Origin of the sequence: Burkholderia sp. BCC1988, assembly GCF_905339895.1 — a bacterium.
Taxonomy (GTDB): Bacteria; Pseudomonadota; Gammaproteobacteria; order Burkholderiales; family Burkholderiaceae; genus Burkholderia.
The window spans coordinates 1-17,560 of sequence record NZ_CAJPHA010000008.1 but is presented as its reverse complement, the minus strand read 5'-3'; the positions used below and the strand labels follow the sequence as shown (position 1 = coordinate 17,560).

General features: G+C 66.7%; 16 protein-coding genes. 10 read left to right on the top strand and 6 right to left on the bottom strand.

The window, feature by feature from the left end; genetic code table 11:
• Position 1 precedes the first annotated feature (1 nt).
• Together ileS and U4012_RS13155 are read right to left on the bottom strand one after the other, a co-directional pair.
• Positions 2-2,839: an isoleucine--tRNA ligase gene (gene ileS, locus U4012_RS13160; RefSeq protein WP_321799074.1), complete on the bottom strand. Its 2,838-nt coding sequence runs from the start codon at positions 2,837-2,839 to the stop codon at positions 2-4.
• Positions 2,840-2,941: 102 nt separating this feature from the next.
• Entirely contained in the window at positions 2,942-3,934 is a 993-nt protein-coding gene (locus U4012_RS13155; RefSeq protein WP_044845591.1) for a bifunctional riboflavin kinase/FAD synthetase, read from the bottom strand.
• A gap of 122 nt (positions 3,935-4,056) precedes the next feature.
• Between U4012_RS13155 and purN the strand changes: the two genes are divergently transcribed.
• The 6 genes from purN to nadC all read left to right on the top strand — a co-directional run bounded on the left by purN (position 4,057) and on the right by nadC (position 11,073).
• Positions 4,057-4,719, top strand: a complete 663-nt coding sequence (purN, locus tag U4012_RS13150; RefSeq protein WP_124663056.1) for a phosphoribosylglycinamide formyltransferase — start codon at positions 4,057-4,059, stop codon at positions 4,717-4,719.
• Positions 4,716-5,981, top strand: coding sequence for an RsmB/NOP family class I SAM-dependent RNA methyltransferase (locus U4012_RS13145; RefSeq protein ID WP_044845593.1), 1,266 nt, complete (start codon positions 4,716-4,718; stop codon positions 5,979-5,981). The genes purN and U4012_RS13145 overlap by 4 nt, the downstream gene beginning before the upstream one ends.
• Positions 5,982-5,999: 18 nt before the next feature.
• Positions 6,000-7,382, top strand: a complete 1,383-nt coding sequence (locus U4012_RS13140; protein WP_124894230.1) for a mechanosensitive ion channel family protein — start codon at positions 6,000-6,002, stop codon at positions 7,380-7,382.
• Between the two features lie 222 nt (positions 7,383-7,604).
• A complete protein-coding gene (locus U4012_RS13135) occupies positions 7,605-8,801 on the top strand; it encodes an acyl-CoA desaturase (protein WP_124523871.1) in 1,197 nt (398 codons plus the stop codon).
• 257 nt (positions 8,802-9,058) lie between these two features.
• Complete coding sequence (gene nadA / locus U4012_RS13130; RefSeq protein ID WP_321799069.1) at positions 9,059-10,195, top strand: quinolinate synthase NadA; 1,137 nt, start codon at positions 9,059-9,061, stop codon at positions 10,193-10,195.
• Entirely contained in the window at positions 10,192-11,073 is an 882-nt protein-coding gene (gene nadC / locus U4012_RS13125; protein ID WP_321799066.1) for a carboxylating nicotinate-nucleotide diphosphorylase, read from the top strand. Before nadA ends, nadC begins: the two co-directional genes overlap by 4 nt.
• Before the next feature lie 92 nt (positions 11,074-11,165).
• On the opposite strand, the gene nadB is transcribed toward nadC, so the two are convergent.
• From nadB to radC, 4 genes are all read right to left on the bottom strand, one after another.
• Positions 11,166-12,752: an L-aspartate oxidase gene (gene nadB, locus U4012_RS13120; protein ID WP_044845597.1), complete on the bottom strand. Its 1,587-nt coding sequence runs from the start codon at positions 12,750-12,752 to the stop codon at positions 11,166-11,168.
• Between the two features lie 170 nt (positions 12,753-12,922).
• On the bottom strand, positions 12,923-13,090 hold the full coding sequence (gene rpmG / locus U4012_RS13115) for a 50S ribosomal protein L33 (RefSeq protein WP_006478046.1): 168 nt from the start codon (positions 13,088-13,090) through the stop codon (positions 12,923-12,925).
• Between the two features lie 17 nt (positions 13,091-13,107).
• A complete protein-coding gene (gene rpmB, locus U4012_RS13110; RefSeq protein ID WP_004186391.1) occupies positions 13,108-13,341 on the bottom strand; it encodes a 50S ribosomal protein L28 in 234 nt (77 codons plus the stop codon).
• Positions 13,342-13,579: 238 nt separating this feature from the next.
• The gene (gene radC, locus U4012_RS13105) at positions 13,580-14,353 is read right to left on the bottom strand and encodes a RadC family protein (protein WP_321799064.1); all 774 of its coding nucleotides are present in this window, start codon (positions 14,351-14,353) and stop codon (positions 13,580-13,582) included.
• 135 nt (positions 14,354-14,488) lie between these two features.
• On the opposite strand from radC, the gene U4012_RS13100 reads away from it, so the two are divergent.
• From U4012_RS13100 to U4012_RS13085, 4 genes are all read left to right on the top strand, one after another.
• Positions 14,489-14,944: an FKBP-type peptidyl-prolyl cis-trans isomerase gene (locus tag U4012_RS13100; RefSeq protein ID WP_044845599.1), complete on the top strand. Its 456-nt coding sequence runs from the start codon at positions 14,489-14,491 to the stop codon at positions 14,942-14,944.
• 2 nt (positions 14,945-14,946) lie between these two features.
• On the top strand, positions 14,947-15,927 hold the full coding sequence (ispH, locus tag U4012_RS13095; protein ID WP_044845600.1) for a 4-hydroxy-3-methylbut-2-enyl diphosphate reductase: 981 nt from the start codon (positions 14,947-14,949) through the stop codon (positions 15,925-15,927).
• A 270-nt stretch (positions 15,928-16,197) separates the two neighbouring features.
• Positions 16,198-17,037 (top strand): branched-chain amino acid ABC transporter, encoded by an 840-nt coding sequence (locus tag U4012_RS13090; RefSeq protein ID WP_321799420.1) that lies wholly within the window; start codon positions 16,198-16,200, stop codon positions 17,035-17,037.
• Positions 17,038-17,248: 211 nt separating this feature from the next.
• The coding region (locus U4012_RS13085; protein ID WP_409364212.1) for a branched-chain amino acid ABC transporter permease at positions 17,249-17,560 on the top strand (312 nt) is incomplete at its 3' end.

Below are 17,560 nucleotides of genomic sequence, written 5' to 3'. Positions count from 1 at the left end.
TTTACGCAGCGCTCCGGATTTCGCCGTTTTCAAACAGGTTCGAGAAGCAGCGGCCGCACAGCGTCGGATGATCGGCGTGCGCGCCGACGTCCTCGCGGTAGTGCCAGCAGCGTTCGCACTTCTGGTACTTCGACGCGGCCACGTCGACGCTTTCCTGCGCTTCGTCGTCGACCTTCACGACCGTTGCCGCCGACGTGATCAGCACGAACTTCAGGTCGTCGCCGAGGCTCGTCAGCGCGTCGTAGCGCGCGCCGCTCGCGTGCACGGCCACTTCGGCCTGCAGCGACGAGCCGATGCGGTTCGCGGTGCGGGCTTCCTCGAGCGCCTTCGTCACGTTGCCGCGCACGTCGCGCAGCAGCGCCCACTTCTCGATCAGCGCGGCCGCGCCGGCGACTTCCGGATACGCGTAGTAGGTTTCCGTGAACACGGTGTCGCTGGCCGGCTGGAACACCTTCCACGCTTCTTCCGCGGTGAACGACAGGAACGGCGCGAGCACGCGCAGCAGCCCGTGCGTCAGGTGGTACAGCGCGGTCTGCGCGGAGCGGCGTGCGCGCGAATCGGCCGCGCTCGTGTACAGGCGGTCCTTCAGCACGTCGAGGTAGAAGCCGCCGAGGTCTTCCGAGCAGTACGTCTGCAGCTTCGCGACGACCGGGTGGAATTCGTACTTCTCGTAGTGGCCGAGCAGTTCCGTCTGCAGTTGCGCGGAGAACGCGACCGCGTAGCGGTCGATCTCGAGCCATTCGTCGACCGGCACCGCGTGCTGCGCGAAGTCGAAGTCCGACAGGTTCGCGAGCAGGAAGCGCAGCGTGTTGCGGATGCGGCGATAGCCTTCGGTCACGCGCTTCAGGATTTCCTCGGAGATCGCGAGTTCGCCCGAGTAGTCGGTCGACGCGATCCACAGGCGGATGATTTCGGCGCCGAGACGGTTCGCGACTTCATGCGGGTCGATGCCGTTGCCGAGCGACTTGCTCATCTTGCGGCCTTCGCCGTCGACCGTGAAGCCGTGCGTGAGCAGGCCCTTGTACGGCGCGCGGCCGTCGATCATCGATGCGGTCAGCAGCGACGAGTGGAACCAGCCGCGGTGCTGGTCCGAGCCTTCGAGGTACAGGTCGGCCGGGAACTGCAGCTGATCCTTGTGCGAGCCGCGCAGCACGTGCCAGTGCGTCGTGCCCGAGTCGAACCACACGTCGAGCGTGTCGCGGTTCTTTTCGTACAGGTTCGCGTCGTCGCCGATCAGCTCGCGCGGATCGAGCGTCTGCCACGCCTCGATGCCCGACTGCTCGACGCGCTTCGCGACTTCCTCGAGCAGCTCGAGCGTGCGCGGGTGCAGCTCGCCGGTTTCCTTGTGCACGAAGAACGCCATCGGCACGCCCCATTGGCGCTGGCGCGACAGCGTCCAGTCGGGACGGTTCGCGATCATGCTGAACAGGCGCTGCTTGCCCCACGACGGGTAGAACGCGGTGGCGTCGATGCCTTCGAGCGCGGTTTCGCGCAGCGTCTTGCCGCCGTCGCGCGGCGTCACGTCCATGCCGGCGAACCACTGCGACGTCGCACGGTAAATGATCGCCGTCTTGTGACGCCAGCAGTGCATGTAGCTGTGCTTGTAGTGCTCGCTGCGCAGCAGCGAGCCGGCCTCGCGCAGCGCGTCGACGACCTTCGGGTTCGCGTCCCAGATCGACAGGCCGCCGAACAGCGGCAGCGATTCGATGTAGCGGCCGTCGCCCATCACCGGGTTGATGATGTCCGAGTCGGTCATCCCGTGCGCCTTGCACGACTGGAAGTCCTCGATGCCGTAGGCGGGCGACGAGTGCACGACGCCGGTACCGGTGTCGGTCGTCACGTAGTCGCCGAGGTAGACGGGCGCGGTGCGCTTGTAGCCGGGGTGGGCCGATGCGAGCGGGTGGTGGAAGCGCAGGTTCGCGAGCTTCACGCCCGGCGCGGTCGCGACGACGCGGCCGGTCAGCTTGAAATCGGCCATGCAGGCTTCGACACGCTCTTCCGCGATGATCAGCAGCCCGCGCTCGGTGTCGACCAGCGCGTAGACGATTTCCGGATGGAGGTTCAGCGCCTGGTTGGCGGGGATCGTCCACGGCGTGGTGGTCCAGATCACGATGCCGCCCTCGGCGCGCGGCAGTGCCGGCAGGCCGAACGCCTGCGCGGTCTTTTCCGGTTCCGCGAACGCGAACATCACGTCGATCGTCGGGTCGGTGCGATCCTTGTACTCGACTTCCGCCTCGGCGAGTGCCGAGCCGCAGTCGAAGCACCAGTTCACCGGCTTCAGCCCGCGATACACGTAGCCCTTCTCGATGATCTTGCCGAGCGCGCGGATCTCTTCCGCCTCGTTGACGAAGTTCATCGTCTTGTACGGGTTCGCCCAGTCGCCGAGCACGCCGAGACGCTTGAAGCCGACCTTCTGCTTCTCGATCTGCTCGGTCGCGTACGCGCGCGCCTTGCTCATCACTTCGGCCGCCGGCAGCGACTTGCCGAACTGCTTCTCGATCTGGATCTCGATCGGCATGCCGTGGCAATCCCAGCCCGGCACGTACGGCGCGTCGAAGCCGGCCATGTTGCGCGACTTGACGACGATGTCCTTCAGGATCTTGTTGACCGCGTGACCGAGGTGGATGTCGCCGTTCGCATACGGGGGGCCGTCGTGCAGGATGAACTTCGGCCGGCCCTGGCTGGCCGCGCGGATCTTCTCGTAGATGCCGCGCTCCTCCCATTCCTTGACCCACTGCGGCTCGCGCTTGGGCAGGTCGCCGCGCATCGGGAACGGCGTGTCGAGCAGGTTGACCGGATACTTGGCCTGCGGTTTCGAATCGGCTTTCTTGTTGCTCATGATGGGATCGCTATCTAAATCGGGGGACGCTCGTGCGTCGTGAATCGGGGATGCGCGCGGGTCGGCGGCGCGAGGGTGCGGCGCGGGGCGCCGCCGGCCGGATCAGCTAATTCGGTCGGTCGCCGAGGTCGAGAAGCCGGTCGTGCGGCTGCCCGGCGCGCGGTCGCGCTCGACGAAGTACGCACGTGCATTCGCGACGTCCAGCGCGATCGCGCGCGACAGCGCCTCGAGATCGTCGAACTTCGCCTCGTCGCGCAGCTTCTTCAGGAATTCGACGCGGATGAGCTTGCCGTACGCGTCGCCGTGCCAGTCGAGCAGGTGGACTTCGAGCAGCACGCGGCCGGAATCGTCGACGGTCGGGCGCAGCCCGAGGCTCGCGACGCCCGGCAGCGGGGCGGGGCCCAGGCCGTGCACCTGCACGACGAAGATGCCCGCGAGCGCCGGCCGCTTGTGCGCGATCGGCAGGTTCAGGGTCGGGAAGCCGAGGTCGCGGCCGAGCTTCAGCCCGTGCGCGACGTGGCCGCTGATCGCGTAGCCGTGGCCGAGCGCCTGCGCGGCCGCGTCGAGATCGCCCGCCGCGAGCGCGGCGCGCACGCCCGAGCTGGAGATGCGCGTGCCGTCGCTGCCGGCGACCGTGCCCATCTGCTCGACCTCGAAGCCGTACTGCTCGCCGGCCGCCTTCAGCGTGTCGAAGGTGCCCGCGCGCTTCGCGCCGTAGCAGAAATCGTCGCCGACCATCATCCAGCGCGTGTGCAGCCCGTTCACCAGCGTGCGCTCGACGAACGCCTGCGGCGACTGGCTTGCGAACGTATGGTTGAAGTGCTCGACGACGACGCGGTCGACCCCGTGCTCGCGCAGCGCTTCCAGCTTGTCGCGCAGCATCGCGATGCGCGGCGGCGCGCCGGCCGGGTTGAAGAATTCCCGCGGGTGCGGCTCGAAGGTCATCACGCACACGGGCAGGCCGCGCGCGTCCGCTGCCGCGCGCACGCGCGCGAGCAGGGCCTGGTGGCCGCGATGGACACCGTCGAAGTTGCCGATCGTCAGCGCGCACGGCGCGCGGCTCTCGGCGTTGGGCAGGCCGCGGAAGACTTTCACGATAGCGGATGCAGCGTCGGGGAATGGGCGGTGGGATGCCGCAAAGCAGAAGATTATAAACGTTCGGGCGGCCCGGCGGCCGAGAAGGGGGGAAACGCGGGGGCGAATGGTAAAATTCGCGGATGAAAAAACTCGTGATCCTGATTTCCGGTCGCGGCAGCAACATGGAGGCCATCGTCCGCGCGTGCGCGCAGGAACGCTGGCCGGCCGAGGTCGCCGCCGTGATCGCCAACCGGCCCGACGCGGCCGGCCTGGCTTTTGCCGCGTCGCACGGGGTGGCGACCGCGGTGGTCGACCATCGTTCGTTCGACGGCCGTGACAGCTTCGACGCGGCGCTCGCCGCCGAGATCGACCGCTTCGCGCCCGATCTCGTCGTGCTTGCCGGCTTCATGCGCATCCTGACGCCCGATTTCGTCAGACGATATGAGGGCCGGTTGCTGAACATCCACCCGTCGCTGCTGCCGAGCTTCAAGGGCATCCACACGCACCAGCAGGCGCTGGATGCCGGCGTCGCGCTGCATGGCGCGAGCGTGCATTTCGTGATTCCCGAACTCGACAGCGGTGCGATCGTCGCGCAGGGCGCGGTGCCCGTGCGCGCGGGCGACGACGCGGCCGCGCTCGCGCGGCGCGTGCTGACGGTCGAGCACGTGCTGTATCCGCGTGCGGTCCGCTGGTTCGTCGAGGGGCGCCTGCGCCTCGAGAACGGCAGGGCAGTGGTCGCGCCGGAAGAGGCGCGCTGGATTTTCGCGGATCAACCGCATACCGAAACGAGCGAGGGCGTATGAAGCTGCACGGATTCCTGATTGGCCAGACCGAGACCTTGCTGGCCGAGGTGCTGAAGTTCACCGGCCCCGCCGACGCGACGACGAGCCGGTTCTTCCGTGCGCACCCGAAGCTCGGCCACGCCGAGCGCGGCGTGATCGCCGAGGCGGTGTTCGCGGTGCTGCGCCGCAAGATGGAGTTCTCGCACCTCGCCGAGAGCGGCACGGGCAGCCCCGCGCGGCGCCTGACGCTGCTCGGCCTGATGCAGACGCTCGGCCGCAATGCGCTGAAGCCGTTCGTGTCGGACACCGAGGCCGCGTGGCTCGAGCACGTGTCGAAGATCGATCCGGCGAGCCTGCCGGTGCGCGTGCGCACGAACCTGCCCGACTGGATCTACCAGGCGCTGTCCGCCCGTTTCGACGCAGAGGAACTCGCGCAGCTCGCCGCCGCGCTGAACTACCCGGCGCCGCTCGACCTGCGCGCCAACGCGCAGAAGGCGACGCGCGACCAGGTGATCGACGCGCTGCGCGCGAACGGCATTGACGCGGGCGAGACGCCGTTCGCGCCGCAAGGCGTGCGCGTCGTCGGCAAGCCGGCGCTCACGCGTCTGAAGCTGTTCGAGGAAGGCCAGATCGAGGTGCAGGACGAAGGCAGCCAGCTGCTGTGCTCGCTGGTCGCGCCGCGCCGCGGCGAGATGGTCGTCGATTTCTGCGCGGGCGCCGGCGGCAAGACGCTCGCGCTCGGCGCGATGATGCGCTCGACCGGGCGCCTTTATGCGTTCGACGTGTCGGAAAAGCGCCTCACGAAGCTGAAGCCGCGCCTCGCGCGCAGCGGGCTGTCGAACGTGAACCCGGTGCTGATCGACAGCGAGCACGACGCGAAGATCAAGCGGCTCGCGGGCAAGATCGACCGCGTGCTGGTCGATGCGCCGTGCAGCGGCCTCGGCACGCTGCGCCGCAACCCCGACCTAAAGTGGCGCCAGACGCGCACGTCGATCGAGGAACTCACGCCGAAGCAGGCGTCGATCCTCGCGAGCGCCGCGCGTCTCGTGAAGAAGGGTGGCCGGCTCGTGTACGCGACCTGCAGCGTGCTCGACGCGGAAAACGAGGCGATCGTCGAGCAGTTCCTCGCCGACCATCCGGACTTCGTGCTGGTGCCCGCGCAGAAGGTGCTGGCCGACCAGCGCATCGAACTCGAGACCGGCGATTACCTGTCGCTGTGGCCGCACCGCCATGCGACCGACGGCTTCTTCGCCGCGGTGCTGGAACGGCGCGCCGCGCAGTAACGGCGGGGCGCACGGACGATGGAGAATCTGCAGAACCGCCTGCTGTCGCACCGGCTCGCGTCGGTGATCCGCGACTTCAACCAGCCGGTGATGATCTGGCAGGCGGCGATCCTCGTCGGCGCGCTGTGTTTCGCATGGGTTGCCGCGCGCTTCGTGCACGGCCGCATCGACGCGCGCCGACGCGCCGCCGGCCGGATGCCGGGCGCCGGGGCGCAGAGCCTGAAGCGCGCGCTGTTCCCGCTGTTCGGCGGGCTGTTCGTGCTGGCCGCGCAGCTCGGGTTCGACCCGTTCATGTCGACGTCGCTGCTGTCGCTCGCGCTCGTGCCGCTGTTCGGCATCGGGCTGATCTACGTGCTGTTCTTCTTCGCGCGGCGCGTGTTCGCCCGCGACGGCCACACGCATGCGTGGCTGTCGATCGTCGAGAAGATCGTGTCGGTGATCGTGTGGGCGGCGATGGTGCTGACGGTGCTCGGGATCCAGCGCGACGTGATCGCGTGGCTCGACAGCGTGCAGTTCCGCGTCGCGAATGCGCACCTCACGCTGCTGTCGGTGATCTCCGGCGCGCTGTGGGTGTGCGTGACGCTGATGGTCGCGATGTGGCTCGGCTCGGTGCTCGAGGAGCGCCTCGCGCGCGCCACCACGCTCGACGCGAACCTGAAGGTCGTGATGTCGCGGATCGGCCGCGCGCTGCTCGTGTTCGCGGCGATCCTGATCGGGCTGTCGCTCGTCGGCATCGACGTGACGGTGCTCGGCGTGTTCGGCGGCGCGGTCGGTGTCGGTCTCGGCTTCGGGCTGCAGAAGATCGCCAGCAACTACGTGTCGGGCTTCATCATCCTGCTCGACCGTTCGCTGCGGCTCGGCGACGCGATCAGCGTCGGCGGGCTCCAGGGCGTCGTCACGCAGATCCGCACGCGCTATACGGTCGTGCGCGGCCTCGACGGCAACGAGACGCTGATCCCGAACGAGAAGCTGATCACCGACGTCGTGCAGAATCAGTCGTCGTACCTGACGCGCGGCTACGCGAAGGTCGCCGTGCAGATTGCTTATACCAGCGACGTCGAGCAGGCGCTCGCGGTGCTCGCGGAAGCCGCGAAGGGCGTGCCGCGCGTGCTCGCTGAGCCGGCGCCGACGCCGTATCTGGTCAGCTTCGGCGCGGACGGGATCGACCTGGAGCTCGGCTTCTGGATCGAGGATGCGGCGAAGGGCACGTCGGGCGTGCGTTCGTCCGTGAACCGCAACATCTGGCGGCTGTTCGGCGAGCACGGGATCTCGATTCCGTTCCCGCAGCGCGAAGTGCGCGTGGTCGGTTTGCCGGAGGGGTTCGCCGCGACCGGCGTGGTCGCCGAGGGCGTGCCCGTGGCCGATGGCCGATCGGTGGACGGGCGGGCGTCGGCCGCGTAGATGCGGCCGACGGCGCGAATCGGACGGGGCCCGCGGCCAGAACCGGATCGCGCGCCTTTCCCGGTCCGCCGATGGACTGTTTGCGTTGCGTCAAGACAAGAGAATATTCATTTTTTACAAAGACTTGGAACGGTTGAAGTAGAATTCCGGTCTACACGCGGTATGCTTTCATTTTTATGACGTCGGCCTGCGCCGGCATCGCTCTCACCACAGGTAACTGCCTTGTTGAATTCCCTGCTCGATTTTCTTTCCCACGGGCTCCTGCGCTTTTCGTGGTGGCAGGTCGCGCTGTTCGCGCTTGCCGTCACGCACGTCACGATCATCGGCGTGACGGTCTACCTGCACCGCTGCCAGGCGCACCGCGCGCTGGAGCTGCACCCGATCGCGAGTCACTTCTTCCGCGCCTGGCTGTGGATGACGACCGGCATGCTGACGGGCCAGTGGGCCGCGATCCATCGCAAGCACCACGCGAAGTGCGAAACCGAGGAAGATCCGCACAGCCCGCAGACGCGCGGCATCTGGAAGGTGTTCCTCGAAGGCGCCGAGCTGTATCGCGCGGAAGCGAAGAACGAAGAAACGATGCGCAAGTTCAGCCACGGCACGCCGAATGACTGGATCGAGCGCAACGTGTACTCGAAGTACCCGATCCTCGGCGTGAGCCTGATGATGGTGATCGACGTCGCGCTGTTCGGCGTGCTCGGCCTGACCGTGTGGGCCGTGCAGATGGTCTGGATTCCGTTCTGGGCCGCGGGTGTCGTGAACGGCTTCGGTCACTTCTGGGGCTACCGCAACTTCAACTCGGCCGATGCGAGCACGAACCTGTTCCCGTGGGGCATCGTGATCGGCGGCGAAGAGCTGCACAACAACCACCACACGTTCGCGACGTCGGCGAAGCTGTCGAACAAGTGGTACGAGTTCGACATCGGCTGGATGTACATCCGCATCATGTCGGCATTCGGTCTCGCGAAGGTGAAGAAGGTTGCACCGACGCCGCGCCTGAACAAGCCGAAGACGGTGCTCGACCAGGAAACGCTGCAGGCCGTGCTGTCGAACCGCTACGAAGTGATGGCGCGCTACGGCAAGGCCGTGAAGCGTGCCTATCGTCAGGAGCTCGCGCACCTGAAGGAACTCGGTTCGAGCGAGAAGTACCAGCTGATGCGCGGCGCGCGCAAGTGGTTCCACAAGGACGCCGACGGCCTCGACGAACCGCAGAAGAAGCTGCTGCCGGAGATCTTCGCGAACAGCCAGAAGCTGCACACGTACTTCCAGCTGCGCCAGGATCTGGCCGCGATCTGGGATCGCTCGACCGCTTCGCGCGAACAGCTGCTCGCGCAATTGCAGGATTGGTGCCATCGCGCGGAACAAAGCGGCATCAAGGCGCTGCAGGAATTCGCGACGCGCCTGCGTCGCTACGCCTGATTCGAAATCGATTAGAATCTCAGGACGTCACAAACCCCGCGTTGGCGGGGTTTTTTCATTTGGGCGGCCGGTTTTCGAAGGGCGACCGGAAGCGCCGGAATTCGTATGAGGCTCGGGGCAGCGCTGACGTGGCGCCCCGGAGCGAGCGCAGGGATGGGCTGGAGCAAAAGCGCTAAAGTGCCAACTCGGGCCGACCGTGAAGCATGGGACCCGAGTAAGCGCTTTAGCGCTAACTCGGGTCGACAGGAGATATGGAGATGCAATCGACGATCAAACCCGTCGAGTACGACCGGCCGGTCTCGGCGGGAACCGTCTGTGGGGTAGGCCAGGCGTGGGCCAAAGTGCCCGAGGCGCCGTCCGCCGAAGAACGCGCCGCACTGAAGGCGCGCATCAAGGCGCTGCTCGCACGTGAAAAGGCCGTGCTCGTCGCTCACTACTACGTGGATGCCGAGCTGCAGGAACTGGCGGACGAAACCGGCGGCTGCGTCGCCGATTCGCTCGAAATGGCCCGTTTCGGCCGCGACCACGACGCGCAGACGCTCGTCGTCGCCGGCGTACGCTTCATGGGCGAAACCGCGAAGATCCTGAGCCCCGGCAAACGCGTACTGATGCCCGATCTCGACGCGACCTGCTCGCTCGATCTCGGTTGCCCGATCGACGAATTCTCCGCGTTCTGCGATGCGCATCCCGACCGCACCGTCGTCGTCTACGCGAACACCAGCGCCGCCGTGAAGGCCCGCGCGGACTGGATGGTCACGTCGTCGATCGGCCTCGAAATCGTCGCGGACCTGCACGCGCGGGGCGAGAAGATCATCTGGGCACCGGATCGCCATCTCGGCAGCTACATCCAGAAGAAAACCGGCGCGGACATGCTGCTGTGGCAGGGTTCGTGCCTCGTCCACGACGAATTCAAGGGCATCGAGCTCGACCTGCTGCGTGCCGAATATCCGGACGCGAAGGTGCTCGTGCATCCGGAGTCGCCGGAAAACGTCGTCGCGCAGGCGGACGTCGTCGGCTCGACGACGCAGCTGATCGATGCCGCCGTGAAGCTCGACGCGACGCACTTCATCGTCGCGACCGACCTCGGCATCCTGCACAAGATGCAGCTCGCGGCGCCCGGCAAGACCTTCATCGCCGCGCCCACGGCCGGCAACAGCGCGACTTGCAAGAGCTGCGCGCATTGCCCGTGGATGGCGATGAACGGCCTCGCGAACCTCGCCGACGTGCTCGAGCGCGGTCACAACGAGATCTTCGTCGATCCGGCGATCGGCGCGCGCGCGCGTCTGCCGATCGACCGGATGCTCGATTTCGCCGCGGCGCACAAGAAGCGCGTGCAAGCGAGCGGCGATCTGCAGCGCGATCAGCAACTGTTCGCGAACGTGGGGGCTGCATGACCGGCGCAGTCTCTCCGCTGTTCGAAGCCGTCCGCGCACAATACGGCGCGGCGTTCGACGAAGCGATCGCGCGCAACGTCGCCGATGCGATCGCCGAAGACGTCGGCACCGGCGACCAGACCGGGCGGCTCGTGCCGGCCGGCGAGCGGCGCCGTGCGCGCATCATCGTGCGCGAGGAAGCCGTGTTGTGCGGCGTGCCGTGGTTCGAGGCCGTCATCGCGCGAATCGATCCGTCGATCCTCGTGCAGTGGCGCTATCGCGAAGGCGACCGGATGACGCCGGATTCGACCGTCTGCGAACTCGAAGGGCCGGCGCGCGCACTGTTGACGGCCGAGCGCAACGGACTGAACTTCCTGCAGCTGCTGTCGGGCGTCGCGAGCGCGACGCGTCGTTACGTCGATCGCGTCGAAGGCACGCGCACGAAGATCCTCGATACGCGCAAGACGCTGCCGGGCCTGCGGCTCGCGCAGAAGTACGCGGTGCGGGTCGGCGGCGGCGAGAACCAGCGTCTGGCGCTGTACGACGGCATCCTGATCAAGGAAAACCACATCGCGGCTGCCGGCGGTGTCGGCGAAGCGCTCGATGCGGCGTTCGCGCTCGAATCAGGCGTGCCGGTGCAGGTCGAAGTCGAGACGCTCGCGCAGCTCGATACGGCGCTCGCGCATGGCGCGCAGTCGGTGCTGCTCGACAACTTCACGCTCGACATGATGCGCGAGGCAGTGCGCATCGCGTCCGGCAAGGCCGTGCTCGAAGTGTCGGGCGGTGTCAATTTCGATACGGTGCGCACGTTCGCGGAGACGGGCGTCGACCGTATCTCGATCGGCGCGCTGACGAAGGACGTGCGCGCGACCGACTACTCGATGCGGATCGTCGACTGACCGCACGACATACCGTCTGACGAAAAAAGCCGCTGGCGCGCGTGACGCCAGCGGCTTTTTTTGTGCGGCGGCAGCCGGGAAGGGCGTACCGGTCAGCGGCGCGAGCGGGGCGTGAGCACGCTCGGCAGCGCCTTCGGCAGCGTGTGCGGCCAGTCGCGGCTGTAGTGCAGCCCACGGCTTTCGCGGCGCGAGTACGCGCTCTTCACGATCAGCGTCGCGACGTCGACGAGATTGCGCAGCTCGAGCAGGTCGCGCGTCACGCGGAAGTTCGCGTAGTACTCGTGGATCTCGTCGCGCAGCAGCGACAAGCGGTGCTTCGCGCGCTCGAGACGCTTGTCGGTGCGCACGATGCCGACATAGTTCCACATCAGCCGGCGCAGTTCGTCCCAGTTGTGCGCGACGACGACTTCCTCGTCCGCATCCGACACGCGGCTTTCGTCCCATGCGGGCAGCTTGGCCGGCGTTGCTGCGTCGAAGCCGGCCGCTTCGATCGCCTCGGCCGCCGCGCGGCCGATCACGAGGCATTCGAGCAGCGAATTGCTCGCGAGCCGGTTCGCGCCGTGCAGCCCCGTGTACGACGTCTCGCCGACCGCATACAGGCCCGCGAGATCGGTGCGCCCCGCGAGATCGGTGACGACGCCGCCGCACGTGTAGTGCGCGGCCGGCACGACCGGAATCGGCTGCTTCGCGATGTCGATGCCGAATTCGAGGCAGCGCGCATGGATCGTCGGGAAGTGCTCGCGCAGGAACGCTTCCGGCTGGTGGCTGATGTCGAGATACACGCAGTCGATCCCGCGCTTCTTGATCTCGAAGTCGATCGCGCGCGCGACGATGTCGCGCGGCGCGAGTTCCGCGCGCGGATCGTGTGCGGGCATGAAGCGCGTGCCGTCCGGCAGCTTGAGCAGGCCGCCTTCGCCGCGCACGGCCTCCGAAATCAGGAACGACTTCGCATACGGATGGAACAGGCAGGTCGGGTGGAACTGGATGAATTCCATGTTCGACACGCGGCAGCCCGCGCGCCACGCCATCGCGATGCCGTCGCCGGTCGCGGTGTCGGGGTTCGTCGTGTACAGGTAGACCTTGCCGGCGCCGCCGGTCGCGAGCACCGTGTGCGGCGCCTCGATCGTGATCGTGCGGTCGTTGTCGACGTCGAGCGCATACAGCCCGTGACAGCGGCGCCCGGGCAGCCCGAGCCGGTCCGACGTGATCAGGTCGATCGCATGGTGGTTTTCGAAGAACGTGATGTTCGGATGCTGGCGTGCGCGGTCGGACAGCGTCGCGAGCACCGCATGGCCGGTTGCGTCGGCCGCGTGGATGATCCGGCGGTGGCTGTGGCCGCCTTCGCGCGTCAGGTGGAAACCGAGTTCGGCCGCATCGTCCTTCGTGAACGGCACGCCCTGGGAGATCAGCCATTCGATCGCTTCGCGGCCATGCTCGACGATGTAGCGCGTCGCGCCTTCGTCGCACAGCCCGCCGCCGGCGACCAGCGTGTCGTCGACGTGGTTCTCGATGCTGTCCGCCGAATCGAGGACGGCCGCGATGCCGCCTTGCGCGTTATCGCTTGCCCCCTCCATCATCGAACGTTTCGCGATCAGCGCGACACGTCGCGTGCTGGCCAGGTTGAGTGCGACCGACAGCCCTGCCAGGCCGCTGCCGACGATCGCCACGTCGAATTTCATGCTGCATCTCCATCGTTACGCTTTAGATCTTGTGCGTTCCGTCGACCTTGGCCGCGGAAAGGGGAGAGCATACCGCGTCGGGCCCGAGCGTGCGCGCGAAACCGCGCAAAACAAAAAGCCCCGCATGTGCGGGGCTTTTCGGTCGCCGTCAGGCTGGCAGAAACCGGAGATTACTTGATCTTGGTTTCTTTGTATTCCACATGCTTGCGGACGACGGGATCGAACTTCTTGATCGCCATCTTTTCCGGCATGTTGCGCTTGTTCTTCGTGGTCGTGTAGAAGTGACCCGTACCAGCGGTCGACTCAAGCTTGATCTTGTCGCGTGCGCCTTTTGCCATGATTGTGCTCCTTGGGCTTAGGCTTCGCCGCGTGCGCGCAGGTCAGCGAGCACGGAATCGATGCCGTTCTTGTCGATCAGGCGCAGGCCGGCGTTCGAGACGCGCAGGCGCACCCAGCGGTTTTCGCTCTCCACCCAGAACCGGCGGTTTTGCAGGTTCGGCAGGAAGCGGCGCTTCGTCTTGTTGTTGGCGTGGGAAACGTTGTTGCCGCTCATCGGCGCTTTCCCAGTTACTTGGCATACGCGTGCCATGAGAGCACTCCTAATACGCTAAATTCGGGGTTCGATCGCCGATGAAGGTTCCATCGTACTGCCACGTGATCCATGGCTGCACTCAGAACGCCGAAGCCTGTAAAGACAAGGCCCTTCGATGGCTAGAACTGGTTGGAAAAAAGACAGACGACGATTCTAGCAGAAAAAGTTCAGAAAAATCAAACCCAATTTCGCATCGTCGTTGCGGCGCCCGTGGGGCGGGTCGCCGGGCCACAGTCTACAGCCAACCGGCGCGCGCGAACGAAAATGTATCGCTGGTGCCGACGACGACGTGATCGAGCAGCCGCACGTCGACGAGTTGGAGCGCGTCTTTCAGCACCCGCGTCAGGCGGCGGTCCTCCGCGCTCGGCTGGACCGCGCCCGACGGATGATTGTGCGCGACGATCAGCGCCGCGGCGTTCTGCTGCAGCGCGCGGCGCACGACCTCGCGCGGATAGACGGCCATGCGCGTCAGCGAGCCGCGCGTGATTTCCTCCATGTCGATCAGGCCGTTGCGGGCGTCGAGGTACACCGCAATGAATACTTCGTGCGGGCGCGAGCCGATCTTCAGCCGCAGGCAATCCTCGACGGCGCCGGGCGAATCGATCTGCAGGCGCGCGTGCGCCTTCTCCTCCAGCATGCGCCGCGCGATCTCGGTGACCGCGACGAGCCGTGCGGAGCGCGCGGGACCGATGCCGGGGTGCATCTCGAAGTCGCCGGAGGTCGCCTCGAGCAGGCCGCGCAACGTGCCGAACTGCCTGACGAGCGCGCGGGCGGTGACGAACACATCATGCCCGGGCTTGCCCGTGCCGAGCAGCAGCGCGATCAGCTCGTCGTCGGTCAGCGCGGCGGGCCCGCGCTCCAGCAGCCGTTCGCGCGGCCGCTCGGGGCGCCAGTCGGCCGGGCGGCGCTTGCGCAGGTGGATCGGGACGACGCGGCCCGGCGCAGCGGCCGGTGGGTCGGCGGTGTCGCGGCATTCGACCGGCGCGACGGCGAGAGAGGATGACGGCATGATCGAAACTCCATTGGCGGCGGCCGTGTGCGCGACGTCGTCGCACTTTCAGCCTTGCGCGCTCAGGTGACTTACAATATTGGCTTTGCGCCGGGCCTTTCGGCCAGTTCGGGCGCCGACGAACACGAGTCATTCATGAGCATCATCGATCTATCCGAAGTGAAGCCCGGTTCCCATGTCACGCTGCATTACCGGCTGGCACTGGCCGACGGCGCCGACATCGTCAACACCTTCTCCGACAAGCCCGCCACGCTGCTGCTCGGCGCCGGGCAACTGGCGCCCTCGCTGGAACAGATTCTGCTCGGCCTCAGGGTCGGTGACCATTCGACTTTTCAGCTAACGCCCGAGCAGGGGTTCGGTCCCCGCAATCCCGACATGCTCCAGCGCGTGACGCTGTCGACGCTGCGCGAGAACGGGATGGTCGGCGACGATTTCACGCCGGGCGAGCTGATCGAATTCAACGCGCCGGACGGCGGCCGCTATGCAGGGGTGCTGAAGGAAGTCAGCGAAACCTCGGCGCTGTTCGACTTCAATCATCCGCTCGCGGGCCAAGCGCTCACGTTCGAAGTGAAAATCATCGGAATCCTGTAATCATGAGCACCACCGATACGCTGTCCGGGCAGACCGTCGCCGCCGATGCCGAAATCCTGCTGGCCCAGCCGCGCGGCTTCTGCGCAGGGGTCGATCGCGCAATCGAGATCGTCGAGCGCGCGATCGCGATGCACGGTGCGCCGATCTACGTCCGTCACGAGATCGTCCACAACAAGTACGTGGTCGAGGATCTGAAGAAGAAAGGCGCGATCTTCGTCGAGGAACTCGAGGAAGTGCCGGCCGGCAACACCGTGATCTTCAGCGCGCACGGCGTGTCGAAGGCCGTGCGCGACGAGGCGGACGTGCGCGGGTTGCGTATTTACGACGCAACCTGCCCGCTCGTCACGAAGGTGCACGTCGAAGTGGCGAAGATGCGCCAGGACGGCGTCGACATCGTGATGATCGGCCACAAGGGCCACCCGGAAGTCGAAGGCACGATGGGGCAGGTCGAGCGCGGCATGCATCTCGTCGAAAGCGTCGAGGACGTGCAGAAGCTCGCACTCGCCGATCCCGAGCGCATCGCGCTCGTCACGCAGACGACGCTGTCCGTCGACGACGCGGCCGAGATCATCGGCGCGCTGAAGGCGAAGTATCCGAAGATCCGCGAGCCGAAGAAGCAGGACATCTGCTACGCGACGCAGAACCGCCAGGATGCGGTGAAGTTCATGGCGCCGCAGTGCGACGTCGTGATCGTCGTCGGCAGCCCGAACAGCTCGAACTCGAGCCGCCTGCGCGAAGTGGCCGAGAAGCGCGGCGTGGCCGCGTACATGGTCGACGCACCCGACCAGATCGATCCGGCCTGGGTCGCGGGCAAGCGCCGCATCGGCGTGACGGCCGGCGCATCGGCGCCGGAAGTGCTCGCCCAGGCCGTGATCGCGCGGCTGCGCGAGCTCGGCGTGCGCAATGTCCGCGCCCTCGACGGCATCGAGGAAAACGTGTCGTTTCCGCTGCCGCGCGGGCTCAACCTGCCGCCCGCCGCCTGATTGCCGCATCGCACCCGCGATACCCCCGAAGCGCGCCTCCCGGCGCGCTTTTTTTTGCGTCGCGAAAACGAGATGCAACCATTGTTCACAGCAATGGTGCAACCCGGTTGCTATTGCTGCGCGTAGCCGCTTCTCAAAATTGGTTGCAATGCAGGAAAACCCCATCGAATCAGGATTATTGGCGGCCTATAAATGGAGTTACAATGCGCCCGTTTTCAGGCCGGAATGGCTTTGAAATCGGGTTTTGGCAAGGCGCGGGAGACCTACTCGATGCATGTGAAGTTGGCTGACGCCATGTCCGTCGCCGCACCGGTTGCAATGCTTGCCGGCTGTAGCAAAAAGAGCGACGACGAGGCGGGCAGGGAGACTGCGGCACCCGCAGTACCGGCGGCCAGCGACGTGCGCGCTGCCGGACCCGGTCGTGCGGCGCGGTCGGTGTGCCGCATTGCGCAATCGGACAGTGACAAGGACAACGGGGCACGTTTGGCGATCGAGGAATTCAACGCGCAGGGCCCGAAGATCGGCATGCATTCGGCACGGCGGGCAGCACGCGCCGGCGGCGCTGCCATCGACCGGGCGACGGGCAAGCTGATTGCCCGACAACGAGCCGCCGGCCATGATGCGGCAGCAGCAGGGCGCGCCGCACGGCGGGCGCCCGGGTTTCGGGGCAACGCAGGCGACGTGCAGATGTCACTGATTCCCTTTCATTTCGATTCGACGAAACAGCGTGTCGCCGCGACCCATCGCGTCGCGGCGGGCGGTCTGCTTCGTTTCACGGATTCCGACGCAGTCCTGACGAAAGTCGGGCGCCACCTTCGCGATGCCGGTTCGGGCGCCGCGCGGGCGGCGGCGGACGGCCCGCTTGCACCGCAGGCGACGGCGTCCGGCATCGGAGCGCAAACCCTTGGCGACATCGGCATGTGCGCCGTCAAGGTGGTCGAGCCCGCGGGCGACGCGGCGCGGAACCTGATCTGCCCGGACGCGGGGTTCGTCCCGGCCCGGACGGAAAAAGGCATGGCGTTCGGGCAACCGGACACCGGCCGTTGCGGCACGCTGCCCTACGACTTCAAGGAGGCCAAGTACACCGTCCTCGATGTCGTGACGATTTAGCGACGGGACTCATGATGGCACCGGAACAGTGCGGTGTCGTTTCTGTATCCGTTCCGGCGGCAGGTCCGGCCGTACAGGCCGGGCGGCGCGCGCCGGGGCGATCCACCCTTACCGGTATCGACTAGTACCCGCAGTGTCGCCGAGAAGGCGCGATTCCTCGCTTACCCGCGGGGCGCAACGTCCTCCGGCAGCATGGGCCAAGGAGCTTTAAATGGATATTTTCGTCCAGCAGATCCTCAACGGGCTGGTGCTCGGCAGTGTGTACGCCATCATCGCGTTGGGTTACACGATGGTGTACGGCATTCTCGGCATCATCAACTTCGCGCACGGCGACGTGCTGATGATCGGCGCGATGGTCGCCCTGTCGGCGATCACCGTGCTGCAGAACCACTTCCCAGGACTCGGCAACGTCGCGACGCTGACGATCGGCCTTGGCATCGCCGCCGTCGTCTGCGCGTGCGTGGGCTACACGATCGAGCGGGTCGCGTACCGGCCGCTGCGCCGCGCGCCGCGTCTCGCGCCG

Excerpts from the sequence above, each read along its gene's own strand:
- ileS (WP_321799074.1), bottom strand. The coding sequence starts at position 2,839 with ATGAGCAACAAGAAAGCCGATTCGAAACCGCAGGCCAAGTATCCGGTC.
- rpmB (WP_004186391.1), bottom strand. The coding sequence starts at position 13,341 with ATGGCACGCGTATGCCAAGTAACTGGGAAAGCGCCGATGAGCGGCAAC.
- U4012_RS13100 (WP_044845599.1), top strand. The coding sequence starts at position 14,489 with ATGAGCATCATCGATCTATCCGAAGTGAAGCCCGGTTCCCATGTCACG.
- radC (WP_321799064.1), bottom strand. The coding sequence starts at position 14,353 with ATGCCGTCATCCTCTCTCGCCGTCGCGCCGGTCGAATGCCGCGACACC.
- U4012_RS13145 (WP_044845593.1), top strand. The coding sequence starts at position 4,716 with ATGAAGCTGCACGGATTCCTGATTGGCCAGACCGAGACCTTGCTGGCC.
- U4012_RS13140 (WP_124894230.1), top strand. The coding sequence starts at position 6,000 with ATGGAGAATCTGCAGAACCGCCTGCTGTCGCACCGGCTCGCGTCGGTG.
- U4012_RS13090 (WP_321799420.1), top strand. The coding sequence starts at position 16,198 with ATGCATGTGAAGTTGGCTGACGCCATGTCCGTCGCCGCACCGGTTGCA.
- rpmG (WP_006478046.1), bottom strand. The coding sequence starts at position 13,090 with ATGGCAAAAGGCGCACGCGACAAGATCAAGCTTGAGTCGACCGCTGGT.
- ispH (WP_044845600.1), top strand. The coding sequence starts at position 14,947 with ATGAGCACCACCGATACGCTGTCCGGGCAGACCGTCGCCGCCGATGCC.
- nadC (WP_321799066.1), top strand. The coding sequence starts at position 10,192 with ATGACCGGCGCAGTCTCTCCGCTGTTCGAAGCCGTCCGCGCACAATAC.
- nadA (WP_321799069.1), top strand. The coding sequence starts at position 9,059 with ATGCAATCGACGATCAAACCCGTCGAGTACGACCGGCCGGTCTCGGCG.
- purN (WP_124663056.1), top strand. The coding sequence starts at position 4,057 with ATGAAAAAACTCGTGATCCTGATTTCCGGTCGCGGCAGCAACATGGAG.
- nadB (WP_044845597.1), bottom strand. The coding sequence starts at position 12,752 with ATGAAATTCGACGTGGCGATCGTCGGCAGCGGCCTGGCAGGGCTGTCG.